The 16819-nt window shown below is 71.9% G+C and carries 18 protein-coding genes; 16 read left to right on the top strand and 2 right to left on the bottom strand.

Features of this window, described 5'->3' with window-relative positions:
• Nucleotides 1-131: 131 nt before the first annotated feature.
• Together AB0F77_RS01080 and AB0F77_RS01075 are read left to right on the top strand one after the other, a co-directional pair.
• Nucleotides 132-1607 (top strand): gluconate:H+ symporter, encoded by a 1476-nt coding sequence (locus AB0F77_RS01080; protein ID WP_361939289.1) that lies wholly within the window; start codon nt 132-134, stop codon nt 1605-1607.
• 103 nt (nt 1608-1710) lie between these two features.
• The gene (locus AB0F77_RS01075) at nt 1711-2250 is read left to right on the top strand and encodes a hypothetical protein (protein ID WP_361939286.1); all 540 of its coding nucleotides are present in this window, start codon (nt 1711-1713) and stop codon (nt 2248-2250) included.
• Nucleotides 2251-2346: 96 nt separating this feature from the next.
• Here the strand turns inward: AB0F77_RS01075 and AB0F77_RS01070 are convergent, their stop codons facing one another.
• Nucleotides 2347-4047, bottom strand: coding sequence for a glycoside hydrolase family 18 protein (locus AB0F77_RS01070; protein WP_361939283.1), 1701 nt, complete (start codon nt 4045-4047; stop codon nt 2347-2349).
• Nucleotides 4048-4416: 369 nt separating this feature from the next.
• On the opposite strand from AB0F77_RS01070, the gene AB0F77_RS01065 reads away from it, so the two are divergent.
• The 14 genes from AB0F77_RS01065 (at nt 4417) to AB0F77_RS01000 (ending at nt 16207) form a co-directional block, all read left to right on the top strand.
• Nucleotides 4417-5277 (top strand): hypothetical protein, encoded by an 861-nt coding sequence (locus AB0F77_RS01065; RefSeq protein ID WP_361939279.1) that lies wholly within the window; start codon nt 4417-4419, stop codon nt 5275-5277.
• Between the two features lie 72 nt (nt 5278-5349).
• On the top strand, nt 5350-6054 hold the full coding sequence (gene cpaB, locus AB0F77_RS01060; RefSeq protein ID WP_361939276.1) for a Flp pilus assembly protein CpaB: 705 nt from the start codon (nt 5350-5352) through the stop codon (nt 6052-6054).
• A gap of 12 nt (nt 6055-6066) precedes the next feature.
• Nucleotides 6067-7308 carry an AAA family ATPase gene (locus AB0F77_RS01055; protein WP_361939273.1) on the top strand — a complete coding sequence of 414 codons (1242 nt, stop codon included), beginning with the start codon at nt 6067-6069 and terminating at the stop codon, nt 7306-7308.
• Between the two features lie 4 nt (nt 7309-7312).
• Nucleotides 7313-7693, top strand: coding sequence for a TadE family protein (locus tag AB0F77_RS01050; RefSeq protein WP_361939270.1), 381 nt, complete (start codon nt 7313-7315; stop codon nt 7691-7693).
• Between the two features lies 1 nt (nt 7694).
• Nucleotides 7695-8039: a TadE/TadG family type IV pilus assembly protein gene (locus AB0F77_RS01045; protein WP_361939267.1), complete on the top strand. Its 345-nt coding sequence runs from the start codon at nt 7695-7697 to the stop codon at nt 8037-8039.
• Nucleotides 8040-8057: 18 nt separating this feature from the next.
• The gene (locus AB0F77_RS01040) at nt 8058-9395 is read left to right on the top strand and encodes a CpaF family protein (RefSeq protein WP_361939263.1); all 1338 of its coding nucleotides are present in this window, start codon (nt 8058-8060) and stop codon (nt 9393-9395) included.
• An 8-nt stretch (nt 9396-9403) separates the two neighbouring features.
• Nucleotides 9404-10348 (top strand): type II secretion system F family protein, encoded by a 945-nt coding sequence (locus AB0F77_RS01035; protein WP_361939260.1) that lies wholly within the window; start codon nt 9404-9406, stop codon nt 10346-10348.
• A gap of 13 nt (nt 10349-10361) precedes the next feature.
• Nucleotides 10362-11249: a DUF5936 domain-containing protein gene (locus tag AB0F77_RS01030; RefSeq protein ID WP_361939257.1), complete on the top strand. Its 888-nt coding sequence runs from the start codon at nt 10362-10364 to the stop codon at nt 11247-11249.
• A gap of 739 nt (nt 11250-11988) precedes the next feature.
• Nucleotides 11989-13245, top strand: a complete 1257-nt coding sequence (locus AB0F77_RS01025; RefSeq protein WP_361939254.1) for an ATP-binding protein — start codon at nt 11989-11991, stop codon at nt 13243-13245.
• 13 nt (nt 13246-13258) lie between these two features.
• Nucleotides 13259-14008, top strand: coding sequence for a response regulator transcription factor (locus AB0F77_RS01020; protein ID WP_361939251.1), 750 nt, complete (start codon nt 13259-13261; stop codon nt 14006-14008).
• Between the two features lie 113 nt (nt 14009-14121).
• A complete protein-coding gene (locus AB0F77_RS01015; RefSeq protein ID WP_361939248.1) occupies nt 14122-14319 on the top strand; it encodes a hypothetical protein in 198 nt (65 codons plus the stop codon).
• Nucleotides 14316-14951, top strand: a complete 636-nt coding sequence (locus tag AB0F77_RS01010) for a pilus assembly protein TadG-related protein (protein WP_361939648.1) — start codon at nt 14316-14318, stop codon at nt 14949-14951. The genes AB0F77_RS01015 and AB0F77_RS01010 overlap by 4 nt, the downstream gene beginning before the upstream one ends.
• A 34-nt stretch (nt 14952-14985) precedes the next feature.
• The gene (locus AB0F77_RS01005; protein ID WP_361939245.1) at nt 14986-15576 is read left to right on the top strand and encodes a hypothetical protein; all 591 of its coding nucleotides are present in this window, start codon (nt 14986-14988) and stop codon (nt 15574-15576) included.
• A gap of 7 nt (nt 15577-15583) precedes the next feature.
• Complete coding sequence (locus AB0F77_RS01000) at nt 15584-16207, top strand: OmpA family protein (RefSeq protein WP_361939242.1); 624 nt, start codon at nt 15584-15586, stop codon at nt 16205-16207.
• 22 nt (nt 16208-16229) lie between these two features.
• Here the strand turns inward: AB0F77_RS01000 and AB0F77_RS00995 are convergent, their stop codons facing one another.
• Nucleotides 16230-16601: a DUF192 domain-containing protein gene (locus AB0F77_RS00995; RefSeq protein WP_361939239.1), complete on the bottom strand. Its 372-nt coding sequence runs from the start codon at nt 16599-16601 to the stop codon at nt 16230-16232.
• Nucleotides 16602-16819 lie beyond the last annotated feature (218 nt).

The raw sequence follows: 16819 nt of genomic DNA, 5'->3' as shown, positions 1-16819 counted from the left end.
CCCGCACGTCCGCACGGCACGACGGCCCCCACCCCCGGGCCGCCGTGCCGCGATCCCCCCTGCCCGGCCGTGCCCGGCGGGGGGACACCGCCCAGAGCCCCCGCATCATGGAATCTCGTAGAGGACCCCCTATGTCCCATCCTCTCGCCGCCGCGGCACCGGCCTCCCCGCCCCACACCGGAGGTCTGCTCCTGCTCCTCGACGGCACCGCCGGACTGCTCACCGTCGCCGCCATCGGCATCGCCCTGCTGCTCTTCCTGATCATCAAGGCGCGGCTCCAGCCCTTCGTCGCGCTGCTCGCCGTCTCCATAGCCGTCGGCCTGCTCGCCGGCCTCTCGGTCACCGAACTCTTCGGCACCGTCCAGCGCTCGGACGCCGTCTCCACCATCGAGTCCGGCATGGGCGGCATCCTCGGCCACGTCGCCATCATCATCGGCCTGGGCACCATGCTCGGCGCGATCCTCGAAGTCAGCGGCGGCGCCGAGGTGCTGGCGTCCCGGCTGCTCGGCCTGTTCGGCGAGGAACGGGCGCCGCTCGCGATGGGACTCACGGGTCTGATCTTCGGCATCCCGGTCTTCTTCGACGTCGGCATCTTCGTCCTCGCGCCGCTCGTGTACGCGGCCGCCAAGCGCTCAGGCAAGTCGATCCTGCTCTACTGCCTGCCGCTGCTCGCCGGTCTGTCCATGACCCACGCCTTCCTGCCGCCGCACCCCGGCCCGGTCGCCGCCGCCGGTCTGCTCCACGTCCAGCTCGGCTGGATCATCCTCATGGGCATCGTCTGCGGCATCCCCGCCGTCCTCGCCGCCTGGGTGTTCTCCGCCTGGATCGGCCGGCGGATCTTCGTCGCCGTGCCGCAGGACATGGCCGAGGCCGCCGACGAGGCCAAGCGGGCCGTCGTGGAGGAGCAGCGCCGCTCGGGCGTCGAGCCGCAGGAGGAGCCGGTGCCGCTCGGCACGGTCCTCGGCATCATCGGCACGCCGCTCGTCCTGATCCTCGCCGCCACGTTCTCCTCGATCGCCCTCGACCCCTCCACGGGCCGTTCGGTCGTCGAGTTCTTCGGCCATCCCTTCGTCGCCCTCACCATCGCCCTGGTGCTCGCCTACTACCTGCTCGGCATCCGGCGCGGCTGGTCCCGCAAGTCCCTGGAGACCGTCTCCACCGCCTCGCTGAAGCCGGTCGGCAACATCCTGCTGGTGGTCGGCGCGGGCGGGATCTTCGGCGCCGTGCTGAAGGCGAGCGGTGTCGCCCAGGCGCTGTCGGACACCTTCCAGGACGTCGGCCTGCCGGTGATCGTCCTCGCGTACCTGATCTCCCTGGTGCTGCGGGTGGCCCAGGGCTCGGCGACGGTCGCGATCGTCACCACGGCGGGCATCGTGGCACCGCTGCTGACGGAGGGCCACCACTCGCAGGCGTTCGTCGCCCTCGTGATCATGGCGATCTCCGCCGGCTCCATCTTCGCCTCGCACGTCAACGACGGCGGTTTCTGGATCGTCGCCAAGTACTTCGGCATCACCGAGCGCGACACGCTGAAGACCTGGACGGTCCTGGAGAGCGTGCTGTCGGTGGCGGGCTTCGCGGTCGCCGCCGTGGTCAGCCTCTTCGTCTAGACGGCGTACGGGCGTCCGGGTGCCGGGCGCCAAAGGGGGGTGAACCGGGGTGAAGGGCGGTGCGGCTGGTTCGGGCACAGGAAAGTCGTCCATACTTTCCGCCGTGGAGCAGCGCATAGGATCGACCAGCAAGCCCCTGGAGGGCGCCGGGTTCGACCCGGCCTTCATCCCCGGGCTCACCTCACCCGCGTCCGACGCCGAGGGCGCCGGGCCGGAGGGCGAGGACACGGCGCCGGCCGGGTCCGCGTCAGCCGCGTCCGACACCCCCGCCGAGGCGGACACCGAGACGTCCGGCGAGACGTCGGACGGAGCGAAGGCGAACTCCGAGGAATCCGAGGAGACGGACGGCGAGGAGACGGACGGTGAGAGCCCCGTCTTCGAGGCGTCCGACCGCCGTGCGCGGATCGTGGCCGACCGCAAGGGCGTACGCCTCAGTCTCGACGAGGAGTCGTGCGAGTTCCGCTGGGACGAGATCGGCGCCGTCGAGACCGAGACGGCCCGCTTCGGCAAGCGGTTCACGGTCACCGTGCACACCCCCGACAGCCGCTGGTACCCCATCGAGATAGAGGCGGCGTCCCGCAGCCGCTTCAAGGAGTGGGAGACCGACCTGGACAAGGTGCTGGACGCCTACTTCGAGGAGTAGGGAACCGGCGGCCGAACGACCGTGCCCCACCCGCCGAGAGGCGGGTGGGGCCGGGTGGGGGGTTTCACCGGCTGCTGCCCGAGGGGCGGCCGGCGTCTACGGGAGGGCGTGGACGTGCGGTGCGACCGCGTTGGACCAGGCGTTGCCCGCCGTGGCGTCCCAGTTGGTCGACCAGGTCATCGCGCCCCGCAGGCCCGGATAGGTCTTGGACGGCTTGAAGGAGCCGCAGTTGGTGCCCCGGGTCAGGCAGTCCAGGGCGTTGTTCACGATCGTCGGGGAGACGTAGCCGCTGCCCGCCCCGCGCGTGGACGCCGGGAGGCCGAGGCCCACCTGGGACGGGGCCAGACCGCCCTCCAGCTGGATGCAGGCGAGCGCGGTGAGGAAGTCCACCGAGCCCTGGCTGTAGACCTTGCCGTCGCAGCCGAGCATCGAACCGCTGTTGTAGTACTGCATGTTGACGACGGTGAGGATGTCCTTCACGTTCAGCGCCGTCTGGAAGTAGGAGTTCGACGTCGACTGCATGTCGATCGTCTGCGGCGCCATCGTCAGCACCAGCGAGGAGCCGGCCTTCTGCGAGAGCGAGCGCAGCGCCTGCGTCATGTACGTCGCGTTGAGGCCGTTCTCCAGGTCGATGTCGACGCCGTCGAAGCCGTAGGTCTGCATCAGCCCGTAGACGGAGTTGGCGAAGTTGTTCGCCGACGCCGAGTCGTTGATGGACACGGTGCCGTTCTGGCCGCCGATCGAGATGACGACCTTCTTGCCGGCCGACTGCTTCGCCCGGATGTCCGCCTTGAACTGGTCGACGGTGTAGCCGCCGAGGCCGGCCGAGTCCAGGTTGAAGGTCACGCCGCCTGGCGTCCCCGTCGCGTCGGCGAAGGACACCGCGATGATGTCGTAGCCGGAGGGCACGTCGGAGATCTTCTGCACGGTGGCGCCGTTGTTGAAGTTCTGCCAGTAGCCGGTCACGGCGTGCTTGGCCACGGAGCCGCCGCCCCCGCCCCCGCCGCCGGTCGCCGCGGTCGTCGCGTTGACCGTCGCCGACTTCGCGGACTCACCGGCCGAGTTGGTCGCGGTGACCTGGAAGGGGTACGAGGTCGACGCGGCGAGTCCGGTGACGGTGGCCGAGGTGCCCGTCACCGCCGCCACCCTGGTGCCGCTGCGGTAGACGTTGTAGCCGGTCGCTCCCGACACCGCGTTCCAGGCCAGGGAGACCGAGGAGGACGTCGTGCCGGAGACGGACAGCCCGCCCGGCGCGGCCGGCACGGTGGGGGCCGGGTTGCCGCCGCCCCCGCCGCCGTCGGGGCCGAACACCGAGAGGTCGTCGGCGTAGTAGGCGGCCTGGCCGTACCAGCCGTGCGTGTACACGGTGACCGAGGTCGTGTTCGCGCCGGTGGTGAAGCTGGTCGTCAGCTGCTTCCAGGACGGCGAGTCGGGCGTCCACGTGGAGACGTCCGTCGTGCCGGTGCCGGTCACGCCGAGGTAGGTGTAGCCGCCCTGCACCCACGCGCCGAGCGAGTAGGTCGAGTTGGGCTTCACGGCCACCGACTGGGTGCACTGGGCGTTGTCCTGCCCGGCCGGGGTCCCCTTGAGCGCGGAGCCGCCCGAGTGGGTGGGGGAGGAGACCGCGGTGCCGCTGCCCGCGGAACAGGTCCAGTTGCTCAGGCCCGACTCGAAGCCGGCGTTCTTCACGTTGTTGACGTCCGCGGCGGACGCGGGGGTGCTCGCGAGCCCCGCGACCGCGAGGGCGAGGGCGGCGGTCGCGGACCAGGTCCTGATCCGGCGTCTGGGTCTGGGCATGCCTGGGGCGCGGTCCACTGGGGCCTCCGGTGGGGGAGTCGGTGGGGAGAGGGAGGTGGAGACGGGGGGAGACGGGGTGCAGACGGGGGTGGAGACGAGGTGCGGACGGTGGCCACCGCTTGCCCTCCAAGTTGGTCCAGACCAATCCTGCTGTCAAGAGGTCCAGACCAGAACCGCCCTTCACGGGATGTTCAACCTGCCCCGATTTGGCAGGTGTTGTGCGAAGACGGATACCACTCCGCTGCACAAACGCTGTTCTCCGGTCACAGAGCCGTGGTTACAGTGCTGAGGTAGTCACGCAGTGAAGTCGTCTCGGCGCACGGGAGTGACACCGGTGGGCCGACGGGTGTGAAGAGCGGGGAGCTGCGCGTGCCAACTGCCATCGCCGTGACCAGTGCCGACATGGCGCTGCCGGCGCAGGACGAGCGGACCATGCCCGCCGTCGTACTGCGCGACCTCGACACCCGGCCGCTCGACCAGACCCTGGCCGAGCTGCACGCCCTCCTGGAACTGCACGGCCATCTGATCGTCGTCAGCTCGCAGGCCGTCCCCGCGGCCGTGACCAGGCGGCTGCACACCCTGCGCTCGCTCATGGAGAGCGACCGCATCGCCCTCTTCCAGCCCGCCCTGCCGCCCCTCGGCGTCGCCGTGCTGGCCCGCCAGTTGCGGCAGCTCGCCTCCTGCGACCTCGGCCCCGGTGTGCTCGCCTCCGCGGGCCGGCTGCTCACCCACTACATCCACGCGGGCGCCGTCCTCGCCTCGGTCGCCCGACTGGACCGCGTCCCCGTCGGACTCAAGGCGCACGCCAAGTCCTGGGTTCCCGGCAGCCAGTTCGCCGTGGCCGCCCACCCCGAGCCCCAACTCGTGCGCGTCGGCCCCGAAGCCGCCCTGGCCGGACCCGAGTTCGGCACCTGGATGCTCGTCGCCAAGGGGCAGCTCCAGTCCGAGTGGGTGGGCACGCTCGCCAAGTCCTGGAACGTGCACGGGCTGCGCGAGGCCCCGCTGCCCGCCGAGTCCGCGACCTGGTGGGGCACCGGCCGCGTCGTCGAGTACGCCGCCCACCTCGCCGACCTCTCGGTCCTCTACCAGCTCGTCACCTCCGTACGGCAGACCGTCTGCCACTGGTGCGGGATCGACCTCATCGGCGACCGCTGCGTCTTCTGCTCCGCGACCCCGCCCGGCCACGAACCACCCGCCCCACGGGCCCTCGAACAGCGCACACCCGCCTGACGGGCCCCGGCACCCCCGCTCCTCCCCCAACGACTGCGCCCGACCGATTCCCCCAATGAGGTTGCACGGTTCATGAACTCCCGTCAGCGCCGCGGCGTGATACTCCTGATCCTGTCGGTCGTCTGCGCGCTCGGCGCGTTCGCCGGCGTGCTCTCCGTCATCGACGACGTGAAGTCCAAGGTCGGCCCCGAGGTCACCGCCTACCGGCTCAGGTCGAACGTCGAGCCCTACACCGCGCTGACCGCGGGCCAGTTCGAGAAGATCTCGATGCCCGAGCGCTGGCTGTCCGCCAATGCCGTCACCAGCCTGCGCCAGATCCGGGGCAAGATCGCCGTCACCACCCTGCACAAGGGCTCCCTGCTCCAGACCGACATGGTCGCCGACCGGCCCGAACTCAAGCCCGGTGAGCAGGAGGTCGCCATCATGATCGACGCGGCCACCGGCGTCGCCGGCAAGATCACCACCGGCTCCCGCGTCAACGTCTACGCCACCTTCGAGGGCAGGACCCAGAGCGCCCCCGACCAGTCCAAGATCATCGTCACCGACGCCCGGGTCCTCGACGTCGGCAGGCTGACCTCCCTGGAACCGGACCGGAACAACGACCAGCGGCCCACCGACGTCGTCCCCATCACCTTCGCGCTGTCCACCCTCGACGCCCAGCGCATCACCTACGCCGAGTCCTTCGCCCAGCGGGTCCGGCTCGCCCTCGTCGCCCCCGGCAGCGAGACCACCGTCCCGGACAAGGACCGCACGTACGAACTCGCGACGGACAAGTGAGAGGCGGCCCGCATGCCCACCAGAATCCTCCCGGCCGTCGGTGACCCGGACGCCGCCCGCTCCCTGATCAGCCTGCTCAGCCAGCTCCCGGACGCCGAACCCCTGCCGCCCGTGACCGACTCCACCCAGCTTGTCGACACCCTCGCCCGGCTCGCCGCCGAGTCCCTCGACGAACTGCCCGAGGTCGTCGTCGTCCACGAGCGCATCGGGCCCGTCCCCGCCCTCGAACTCATCCGGGACGTCGCCCTGCGCTTCCCGGCCGCCGGCGTCGTCCTCGTCACCACCGACACCACCCCCGGCGTCCTCTCCGCCGCCATGGACTCCGGTGCCCGCGGCGTCGTCTCCCTGCCCCTCGGGTACGAGGACCTCGCCAGCCGCGTCCAGGCCGTCGCCCAGTGGTCCAAGGGCGTGCGCCGCCACCTCGGCCACGGGGCCGACCCGCTCGGCGGCTCCGGCGGCACCCTCGTCACCGTCAGCGGCGCCAAGGGCGGCGTCGGCACCACCCTCGCCGCCGTGCAACTGGCCCTCGCCGCCCAGGCGTCCGGCCGCGGCACCGCCCTCGTCGACCTCGACCTCCAGACCGGCGACGTCGCCTCCTACCTGGACATCCAGTTCCGCCGCTCCGTCGCCGACCTCGCCGCGATCACCGACCTCTCCCCGCGCGTCCTCGCCGACGCCGTCTTCCGCCACGACACCGGGCTCGCCCTGCTGCTCGCCCCCGGCGAGGGCGAACGCGGCGAGGAGGTCACCGACACCGCCGCCCGCCAGATCCTGCGCGCCCTGCGCTCCCGCTACGAGGTCGTCGTCGTCGACTGCGGCGCCCAGCTCAGCGGCGCGAGCGCCACCGCCGTCGAGTCCGCCGACACCGCCCTGCTGCTGACCACCCCCGACGTGGTCGCCGTACGGGCCGCCAAACGCACCGTCCGCATGTGGGACCGGCTCCAGATCCGCAAGGCCGAGGAGACCACCGTCGTCGTCAACCGGCACAGCCGCGCCACCGAGATCCAGCCCCAGCTGATCCAGCGCATCACCGGCACCGCCCTCGCCGGCACGGCGATCCCCGCCAATTTCAAGGAACTCCAGGGCGTGGTGGACTCCGGACGCCTCCATGAACTCGACGGCCGCAGCACCGTCAAGCAGGCCCTGTGGGCCCTCGCGGGCGAACTCGGCCTGGCGCGCGCCCCCGAGACCTCCCACCGCGGCCGGCCCCGCGGCGAGCGCGGCACGGCCGGTCTGCGGCGGCGGAAGGAGTGAGCCGATGAGACGGCCGCGCGGGGACCGGGGACAGGTCAGCGTCGAACTGCTCGGCATGACCCCCCTCATCCTGCTCACCCTGGTGCTGATGTGGCAGTGCGTCCTCGTGGGGTACGCCTACACGCTCGCGGGGAACGCTGCGGACGAGGGAGTGCGGGCCGGGACGGCCGCGCCCCGGGGGGAACGCTTCGGCGCGTGCTCGCAGGCCGCGCTGCGGCATCTGTCCGGGGCCTGGAGACAGGGGGCCACCGTGAACCAGTGCGACGGTACCGGCTACGTCACCGCCGACGTCTCCCTCAAGGTGCCCGTGCTCTTCCCGGGCTCCGTCGACTTCCCCGTCACCGTCCACGGCCACGCCGGCACCGTCGAGGAGGTGAAGCGCTGAGATGCCCCGCGACCGAAGGCGTCGCGACGCGGGACAGGTCGCCGTCGAATACCTGGGGTTCCTGCCGATCCTGCTGCTCGTCGGGCTGGCCGGCATCCAGCTCGGGGCCATCGCCTACGCCGCCGAACAGGCCGGGACCGCCGCCCGCGCCGGGGCCCGCGCCGCCTCGCTGCGGCAGGACGTCGGCCAGGCGTGCGCGAGCGCGGTCAGCGGCGGCATGAGCGTGGCCTGCGCCGCCTCCGAAGGGGGCGACACGGTCACCGTCACCGCCACCGTCCACATCCCCCAGGTCGTCTGGAACTTCGGCGACGCCCGCAAGAGCGCCACCATGCCGCTCGACCACTGAACGAGGAGCACGCGACCCATGAGCCTGCGGGCACGCATCAACTCCCCCGAGGAGCACGGCCGCCGGAGCGAGGACGGCCATCTGGTCGCCTCCTACCGGGCCAAGCTCCTGGAGGAGATCGACCTCGCGGAGATGGGCTCGCTCGCCGCCGCCGAGCGCCGGGCCCGGCTGGAACGCGTCCTCGGGCACATCATCAGCCGCGAGGGCCCCGTCCTGTCGACGGCCGAACGCGCCCAGCTCATCCGCCGGGTCGTCGACGAGGCGCTCGGCCTCGGCATCCTCGAACCGCTCCTGGAGGACGCCTCCATCACCGAGATCATGGTCAACGGACCCGACATGATCTTCGTGGAACGCGCCGGCCGCGTCGAGCAGCTGCCGCTGCGCTTCGTCTCGCAGGACCAGCTCATGCAGACCATCGAACGCATCGTGTCGACGGTCAACCGCCGGGTGGACGAGTCCAATCCGATGGTCGACGCCCGCCTCCCGTCCGGTGAGCGCGTCAACGTCATCATCCCGCCGCTGTCCCTGACCGGCCCCGTCCTCACCATCCGGCGCTTCCCGCGCTCCTTCACCCTCCAGGAACTCATCGGGCTCGGCTCGCTCGACGAACCCATGGTGTACCTGCTCGCGGGCCTCGTGCAGGCCAAGTTCAACATCATCGTCTCCGGCGCCACCGGCACCGGGAAGACCACCCTGCTGAACGCCCTGTCCGGGCTCATCCCCGCGCACGAACGCATCATCACCATCGAGGACTCCGCCGAACTCCAGCTCCAGCAGAGCCATGTGGTCCGGCTGGAGTCCCGCCCGCCCAACGTCGAGGGCAAGGGCCAGGTCTCCATCCGCGACCTCGTCCGCAACTCCCTGCGCATGCGCCCCGACCGCATCGTCGTCGGCGAGGTCCGCGGCGGCGAGTCCCTGGACATGCTCCAGGCCATGTCCACCGGCCACGACGGCTCCCTGGCCACCGTGCACGCCAACAGCGCCGAGGACGCCCTCACCCGGCTCCAGACCCTCGCCTCCATGTCCGACGTCGAGGTGCCCTTCGTCGCCCTGCACGACCAGATCAACAGCGCCGTGGACGTCCTCGTCCAGCTCACCCGCTTCGCCGACGGCGCCCGCCGCATCACCGAGATCGCCCTGCTCGACAGCCACGGCAGCGAGCCCTACCGGATCGCGAGCGCCGCCCGCTTCCAGGCGCAGCCCCTGACACCCGACGGCCATGTCCACGGCGTCTTCGAGTACTTCCCCCTCCCGCGCCGCACCGCCGACCGCCTCCACATGGCGGGCCAGCCCCTGCCCCAGGCGTTCGGCGTCGCCCGGCACGCGGACCAGCTCGCCACCCGAGAAGCCAGGTAGCCACGCCCATGGAACTCCACACCCTCGTCACCCTCACCACCGGCGTCACCCTGCTGACCTGCGTCCTGGCCGTCGCCGGCCTCCACGTCTACGCCTCGGGCCGGGCCCAGCGCGCCGCACTCGTCGAACGCCTCTCGCACTCCGGGCAGGGCCCCGGGCCCGGCCGTCGGCGCCGCTTCCGCACCCTCGACCGCAGGCTGCGCCGCACCCGGCTCGGCCGCCGCCTCGAACTGCGCCTCGCCGCGACCGGACTCGACGTCACCCCCGGCGAGTTCTTCGCCGCCATGGCCGCCGCCGTCGTCGCCCTCTGGCTCGTCGGACAGGCCGCCCTCGCCCCCTTCTTCGGCCCCATCGCCGGACTCCTCGGCATCGGCGCGGCCGTCCAGTTCCTCAACTGGCAGCGCCAGAAGCGCATCGAGCGCTTCATCAACCAACTCCCCGAAATGGCCCGCATCCTGGCCAACGCCACCCAGGCCGGCCTCGCCCTGCGCACCGCGCTCGGCATCGCCGCCGAGGAGCTGGAGGCCCCGGCGGGCGAGGAACTCGCCAAGGTCACCGACCAGTTGGCGATCGGCCTGTCCATGGAGGACGCCCTCGGCGAACTCGCCGACCGGCTGCCCTCCCGCGAACTCGTCGTCCTCGTCACCACCCTGGTCCTGTCCAACCGGGCCGGCGGCCAGGTGGTGAGCGCCCTGCGCAACCTCACCGAGACCCTGGAGGAACGCAAGGAGACCCGCCGCGAGATCCGCACCCAGCTGTCCCAGGTGACCATGACGTCGTACGCCGTGCCCGTCCTCGGCATCGGCGCCCTGTTCCTGATGAACGGGGTCAAGGACGGCGCCCTGGAACGCATGACCGGCTCACCGGTCGGCCAGGCGTGCGTGATCGTCGCGTTCGCGCTGTACGCGGTCGGCTTCGTCCTCATCCGCCGCATGAGCCGCATCGACGTCTGAGGAGGGCACCGGCATGACCTATCTCCTGGCACTCGTCATGGGCCTCGCCGTCTGGGGCGTCTTCGCCGGCGTCCGCATGTACCGCGCGGACGCCAGACTCCCCGACGACCTCGCCCTCGCCCTGGAGGTCGGCGCCACCCGCACCGGCGCCACCCACTCCCTCATCGACCGCCTCGGCATGCGGTACGCCCCCCTGGTGCTGCGCCTCATGGGCCCCCGGCAGGTCGCCAAGTACCGCCGCAGGATCGATCTCGCGGGCAACCCTGGCGGCCTCACCATCGACCGCTACGCGGCCCGGCGGGCGGTGTACGGCGCGCTCGGCGGCATCGGCTTCCTGGTCTTCCTGCTGCGCGGCCAGTGGTTCGTGGCACTGCTGCTGCTCGCCTTCGGCGCGTTCTGGACCGAGGTCGGGATCTGGTCGGCGATCCGGGTCCGCCGGGACGTCATCGAGCGGACCCTGCCCGACTTCTTGGACGTCCTCGCCGTCGTGGTCAGCGCCGGCCTCGGCTTCCGCCAGGCCCTGGACCGCGTGGCCACCCGGTACGAGGGTCCCTGGGCCGACGAACTGCGCATCACCCTGCGCCAGATGGACCTCGGCATGAGCCGCCGCCAGGCGTTCGCGGAACTGCGCCGCCGCAACGACTCCGAACAGGTCGCCATGTTCGTCACCGCGCTCCAGCAGGGCGAGGAACTCGGCGCCCCGATCGTCGACACGCTGGTCTCGCTGGCCAAGGACATGCGCCGCACGGACGCCCAGAACGCCCGCCGCAAGGCCGCCCGCGCGGTGCCACGGGCCACCCTGATGATCACCACGTTCATGGTCCCGGCCACGATGCTCCTCCTCGGCGCGGGCCTCATCCTCGGCTCCGGCGTGGACTTCGGGTCCATCGCCGGGAGGTAGGCGACCCCCCATGCCGACGCCGCCACCCCCCAACGACCGCAACGAACCCCCCACCCACCTCACCCGAGCAAGACACACACTCACGCGCCACGGGACACGGGGCGGTGTCGCGGCACAGGCCGAGCCGATGGCGCCCGCCGGGCCGACGGCGCCTGCCGGGCCGGTGGCGCCTGGCGGGCTGGCGGAGCCTGCCGGGCCGACGGCGCCTGCGGAGCCGGAGGCGTCCGCCGAGCCAGTGGCGCCTGGCGGGCTGGCGGCGCCTGCCGAGCCGGTCGCATCCACCGAGCTGACGGCGCCTGCGGAGTCGGTGGCGCCTGCCGGGCTGGCGGCGACCAACGGGCCGACAGTGCCTGCCGGGCCAATGGCCCCTGCCGGGCCGATCGCGTCTGCGGAGCCGACGGTGGGCGCCGAGCCGACGTCGCCTGCTGGGCCGGTCGCATCCACCGAGTTGACGGCGCCTGCGGAGCCGGTGGCGCCTGCCGGGCTGGCGGAGCCTGCGGAGCCGATGGCCCCCGCCGGGCCGATCGTGTCTGCGGAGCTGACGGTGGGCGCCGAGTCGGTGGCACCCGTTGGGTCGGTGGCTTCCGCCGTGGCGTCCGTGTTCAGCGGGGCGGTCGGGATCGTTGTCGGTGGTGATTCCGTGTCGGGTGTTGCCGTTCCCGGCGAGGGGCCCGCTTCCGGCGAGGGCTTCGTTGCCGGTTCCGGTTCCGCGAAGATTCAGGTGCGGGCGGTTCAGGCGATGTGTCGGCAGGTGTTCGGGTTCCGGCTGGCGATGATCGCGCTGGCCGCACCTGCCGCCCTCGTCAACGCCGCCCCCGGCCTCGGCGTCCGCCTGGTCGGCGGGGCCGTGGTCGTCACGTTCATGGTGTCGTACGTCCTCTTCCGCGACTGGGAACGCTTCGGCCCCCTCCTCCTGCGCCACCCCGCCCTGCTCGCCGCGGACACCCTCGTCGGCTCGCTCCTGCTGGTGTCGGCGGGCACGGACACCCCCCTCGCCTACGTCAGCGTCGGCACCCCCCTGCTCGCGGGACTCGTCTACGGCTGGCGCGGCGCCGCCTTCTTCGCCTCCCTCCAGTCCCTGATCCTGCTCCTGGTCCACGCCACGCTGCACAGGAACGCCGGCACGGACCTCGCCGACGCCCTGTTCCTGCCCGGTCTGTGCGTCATCACCGGCGCCATGGGTTCGACCCTGCGCTCCCTGATGCTCCGCTTCGGCACCGCCACCCGCGCCCTGACGACCGTGCAGGCCCGCCTCGCCGTCACCGAGGCGGTGAGCGCCGAACGGGCCCGTCTGGCACGGGAGATGCACGACTCGGTGGCCAAGACCCTGCACGGCGTGGCGCTCGCCGCGGAGGGCCTGGCGGCGCGGGCGGCGGCGGACGAGCGGATGGACCCCGCCCGGGTCAGGGAACAGGCCGAGCTGGTGGCCCGCTCGGCCCGCAGGGCGGCGGCCGAGACCCGCGCCCTCCTCACGGACCTGCGCCACGAGACGGACCCGGCGGCGGTGACCGACGTACTCCCGGGACTCACCGCCGCCGCGCACGACTTCACCACCCGTACGGCCCTGCCGGCGACCGCGGTCGCGGACGGCGACCGCTCCCTCCCGCCCGTCCCGCGCGTGGTGGCCCGGCAGCTGCTGGCCGTCGTGGCGGAGGCGCTGGAGAACGCCCACCGGCACGCGCACGCCACCCGCGTGGAGATCCGCGCGGGCGTCCACGACGACGTGCTCCGCCTGACCGTCACCGACGACGGCACCGGACTCCCGCCCGGCACCACCCTGGAACACCTGCGCGGCACCGGCCACTTCGGCCTGATCGGCATGGCGGAACGCGCGACGTCGGTGGGGGCACGGCTCACGACGGGGGAAACCCGCCAGGGCAGGGGCACGGAGATACGCCTCGAACTCCCGCTGGACGCCCTCCCCGAACGCTCCGCACAGCCCGAACGGCCCGCAGAGCCCGCACGGTCCGGTTTCCGCCCACGCCCCGCAGGATGAGAGGAGGCCCCCGATGCTGCAGCCCCCGCCGAACCCCTTCCCGGCGCAGCCGCCCGAGCCCCTGCGCGTCGTGGTCGCCGACGACAACCCGGTGGTTCGCGCGGGCCTGACGTCCCTGCTCTCCGGCCGCCACGACATCACGGTGGTCGCGGAGGCGGTGGACGGCCGTGAGGCGTACGACGCGGCGGTGCGGCTCCGTCCGGACGTGATCCTGCTCGACGTGCGCATGCCCGGGGTCGACGGTCTCGCGGCACTTCCGCACCTGGCCCGCCTGGCACCGGTCATGATGCTGACGTACAGCCACGAGTCGAGCGTCGTACGGGAGGCGGTGCGGCTCGGGGCGGGTGGCTATCTGGTCCACGGCGAGTTCACGGTGGAGCAACTGGTGACGGCGGTACGGGATGTGAAGGAGGGCCGGCCGCACTTCACGCCGTCGGCGGCGGGAGCGCTGATGGCGGCGCTGCGACCGGATGCAACTGCACACGGATCATCGGAACTACCCGTACAGACAAGTGATTCACCCCCAGTGGGGCATTCACAGATGCAATCTCATGTGGGAGAATCGGTGAGGTCGCGGTTCCAACTCAGCGCGAGGGAGGCGGAGATCATGGACCTCGTGGCGTCCGGGATGAACAACCGGCAGATCGCCGCCGTGTGCTTCATCAGCGAGAAGACGGTGAAGAACCACATCAACCACATCTTCGCCAAACTCCACACCACGACCCGCACACAGGCGACGGCGAAGTGGTTGGGGGTGGCGTGAGATGGGGAGACGAGGGAGGGAATGGGTCCGGGAATGGGTCCTGGGGCCCTCTCGGGTCCGGGTCGGTGCGCCGTACGGTGAGCTGATCGGAAGCGAACCTGGAGGCGAACAGCATGAGCAACTGGCTCCACACGACCGTCGCACACCTTCAGGCTCGCGCCGCCCGCGACGACAGGGGACAGACCGCGGTGGAGTACCTGGGAATCATCGCGGTGGTCGTGGCCATCGTGCTGGCGATCACGGGTACGGACATCGGGCAGACCATCTACAGCGCCATCGTGGACAAGATCACCGAAGTCACGGGTGGCTGAGTAGCCGCGGCGACTCCGGGCAAGCCTTTCCCATCTACATCGTGGTGGTGGCGGGCTTGCTCTTTCTTGCGTTCGCCTACCTCGCGGTCGGCCAGGCGGCGACGAACCGGAACGGTGCCCAGACGGCGGCCGACGCCGCGGCGCTGGCGGCGGCACAGGACACCAGGGACCAGCTCGCGGGCGCCTGGGTGACCGATGTGCTCGACCCGACGAAGTGGCAGGACATCTTCGACGGCCGGATACCGCTCACGCCCTCCTGCCCTCGCGCGTTCCAACTGGCCGGGCAGAACGACGCCCACGTAGAACGTTGCGAGCTGTCCGGCCTGCTGGGTTACACGGTCGATGTCAAGAGTGACAAGCCGGTCGGGGACTCCATCGTCCCCGGTACGGAGAACACGTACTCCACGGCCTCCGCGACCGCCGTGATCGAGCCGCTCTGCACCTTCGAACCGCCGGACGAGGGCACGGGGGACGACACGGGCCAGGGACCGGGGGGCGACACGGGTCAGGACGCAGGGGACGACGTGCTTCCGCGGCTCAGCTGCAAGGACCGGAACTGGGACCTGGATCCGAAGGACCTCGGCGAACTCCCGCAGCCGGAAGACCTGTTCGATGTCCACCTCGCGGATTGACACGCGAACGACGAGTGACGAAGAAAGCAGAGTGATGAGCATGCGGTTCACAGCGAAGGCCCGCAGGGGGACGCTCGCGCTGACCGTCGCGGCCGGGCTGGCCCTCGGCGTGGCCGGCTGCGGTGGGGGAGGCGGTGGCGGGGGCGACGACCGGAAACCGACGTCGTCGGAGACTGCCTCCAAGGACGGCGGTTCGGGACCGTCGGCCCAGGAGGGGCAGTCGTCCGAGCCCATGGCCGAACTGCGGGGGCCGGACGGCCTGACGCTCCAGATCACCTCGGCCGACCGTGACTCCGGCGGCTTCGTCACCGTGAACGGCACGCTGAAGAACGACGGGAGCAGGACGGCCAACGTACCGGCCCAACTGAGCGGGAACGAGACGGAGATCATCCGCAACGGCAGGTCCCTCGGCGGTGCGACGCTGGTGGACTCCAAGGGGAAGAAGCGGTACTACGTGCTGCGTGACACGGACGGCCGCCCGTTGACGACGACCAGCATGCCCGCCCTGAAGACGGGGGAGACGCTGCCGGTCTTCATGCAGTTCCCGGCGCCGCCCTCCGACATCACGGACGTGAGCTTCGAACTGCCGATGTTCGCGCCGGCCACCATCCAGATCTCCGGGTGAGGCACCCGTGACCACAACCCCCCGGATTCCCCTGGTTCTCAGCACCCTGCTCGTCGCCGTCTGCCTCTGCGGGGCCGCTCCCGCCGCGGCCGATGACGGCGGCCCCAGCGTCCCCCCGGGAACCGAGCCGTCGGCCGGCGCGCCGGTGGAGGTCGACCCCACCGACCCCGACCTCAAGCTCCCCGAGGGCGCGACGCTGGCGCAGCCCAAGGTGCTGGACATCAAGTCCGTCGTGGAGGACCAGAGCGGCGACGAACGCCGCGAGGACACCAACGCCGACGTCAAGTTCGCCCTCCAGGCCGAGGTCCTGTTCGGCAAGGACAGCGCCCGGCTCGGCGCCGAGGCCAAGGCCCGCATCGCGGCGATCGCCGAGGAGATCGGGAAGCAGAACGCCACCCAGGTCCGGGTGTTCGGCTTCACGGACGACCTGGGCTCCTCGGCCCACGGCGACGTCCTGTCCAAGCAGCGCGCCAACGCCGTACAGGCCGTCCTGGAGCAGGACCTGAACGACGCGAACGTCACGTTCGAGGTCCGGGGCTACGGCGAGCAGTACCCGATCGCCGACAACTCCACCGAGGCGGGCCGGAAGAAGAACCGCCGGGTGGAGGTCTCCTTCCCGCGCTCCGGGTAGTGAGCCGGAGGCCGACCCCCCTTCAGTCCCGCTCCGTGCGCACCTCGACCCTGGCCCCCGTCACCAGCCCCCACCCGGCCATCGCCCCGGCCTCCGCCTCGACCACGTGTCGCGCACGGAGCCGGGGCCGTCCGAGGCGACCTGGCCGCATGGTGCGCACCGCGACGACACGCAGCCGCCGGTCGAGATAGGCGACGTCGATGGGCATGCGCATCCGGAGGGTGTGCACCCCGCTCGCCGGGGACAGCAGCATCGCCCCCTCGACCCACTCCCGCCCCAGCAGCCCGCGCGTACGGGCCCGGTAGGACGCGGCGATCTCCAGCGGCACGCCGACGTCCTCCCCGTCCCCGCCCCGCACGACCAGCGTCCCCACGCCGTCCTTCCAACGCCCCACCCACACCACCTCCACGAGCACGCTACCCACCCCGACCACGACCGGACCCGCCACGCCCCCTCCGGGCGGAGGACCGAACTCACCACCGAGGAACGGGAGTCCGCACCCGCCTCGCGGCCTGCGGCCTCGCGGCCTGCGGCCTCGCGGCCTGCGGCCTCGCGGCCTGCGGCCTCGCGGCCTGCGGCCTCGCGGCCTGCGGCCTCGCGGCCTGCGGCCTC

This window comes from Streptomyces sp. NPDC026672 (assembly GCF_040638185.1).
Taxonomy (GTDB): domain Bacteria; phylum Actinomycetota; class Actinomycetes; order Streptomycetales; family Streptomycetaceae; genus Streptomyces.
Note: the sequence above shows the minus strand (reverse complement) of the source record. Positions and strands in the feature narration are given on the sequence as shown.

What these genes read in the sequence shown, in the direction of transcription:
- AB0F77_RS01055 (WP_361939273.1), top strand. Translation starts at nt 6,067, where the DNA reads ATGCCCACCAGAATCCTCCCGGCCGTCGGTGACCCGGACGCCGCCCGC.
- AB0F77_RS01005 (WP_361939245.1), top strand. Translation starts at nt 14,986, where the DNA reads ATGAGCATGCGGTTCACAGCGAAGGCCCGCAGGGGGACGCTCGCGCTG.
- AB0F77_RS01070 (WP_361939283.1), bottom strand. Translation starts at nt 4,047, where the DNA reads ATGCCCAGACCCAGACGCCGGATCAGGACCTGGTCCGCGACCGCCGCC.
- AB0F77_RS01050 (WP_361939270.1), top strand. Translation starts at nt 7,313, where the DNA reads ATGAGACGGCCGCGCGGGGACCGGGGACAGGTCAGCGTCGAACTGCTC.
- AB0F77_RS01040 (WP_361939263.1), top strand. Translation starts at nt 8,058, where the DNA reads ATGAGCCTGCGGGCACGCATCAACTCCCCCGAGGAGCACGGCCGCCGG.
- cpaB (WP_361939276.1), top strand. Translation starts at nt 5,350, where the DNA reads ATGAACTCCCGTCAGCGCCGCGGCGTGATACTCCTGATCCTGTCGGTC.
- AB0F77_RS01020 (WP_361939251.1), top strand. Translation starts at nt 13,259, where the DNA reads ATGCTGCAGCCCCCGCCGAACCCCTTCCCGGCGCAGCCGCCCGAGCCC.
- AB0F77_RS01045 (WP_361939267.1), top strand. Translation starts at nt 7,695, where the DNA reads ATGCCCCGCGACCGAAGGCGTCGCGACGCGGGACAGGTCGCCGTCGAA.
- AB0F77_RS01035 (WP_361939260.1), top strand. Translation starts at nt 9,404, where the DNA reads ATGGAACTCCACACCCTCGTCACCCTCACCACCGGCGTCACCCTGCTG.
- AB0F77_RS01015 (WP_361939248.1), top strand. Translation starts at nt 14,122, where the DNA reads ATGAGCAACTGGCTCCACACGACCGTCGCACACCTTCAGGCTCGCGCC.
- AB0F77_RS01025 (WP_361939254.1), top strand. Translation starts at nt 11,989, where the DNA reads ATGTGTCGGCAGGTGTTCGGGTTCCGGCTGGCGATGATCGCGCTGGCC.
- AB0F77_RS01080 (WP_361939289.1), top strand. Translation starts at nt 132, where the DNA reads ATGTCCCATCCTCTCGCCGCCGCGGCACCGGCCTCCCCGCCCCACACC.
- AB0F77_RS01030 (WP_361939257.1), top strand. Translation starts at nt 10,362, where the DNA reads ATGACCTATCTCCTGGCACTCGTCATGGGCCTCGCCGTCTGGGGCGTC.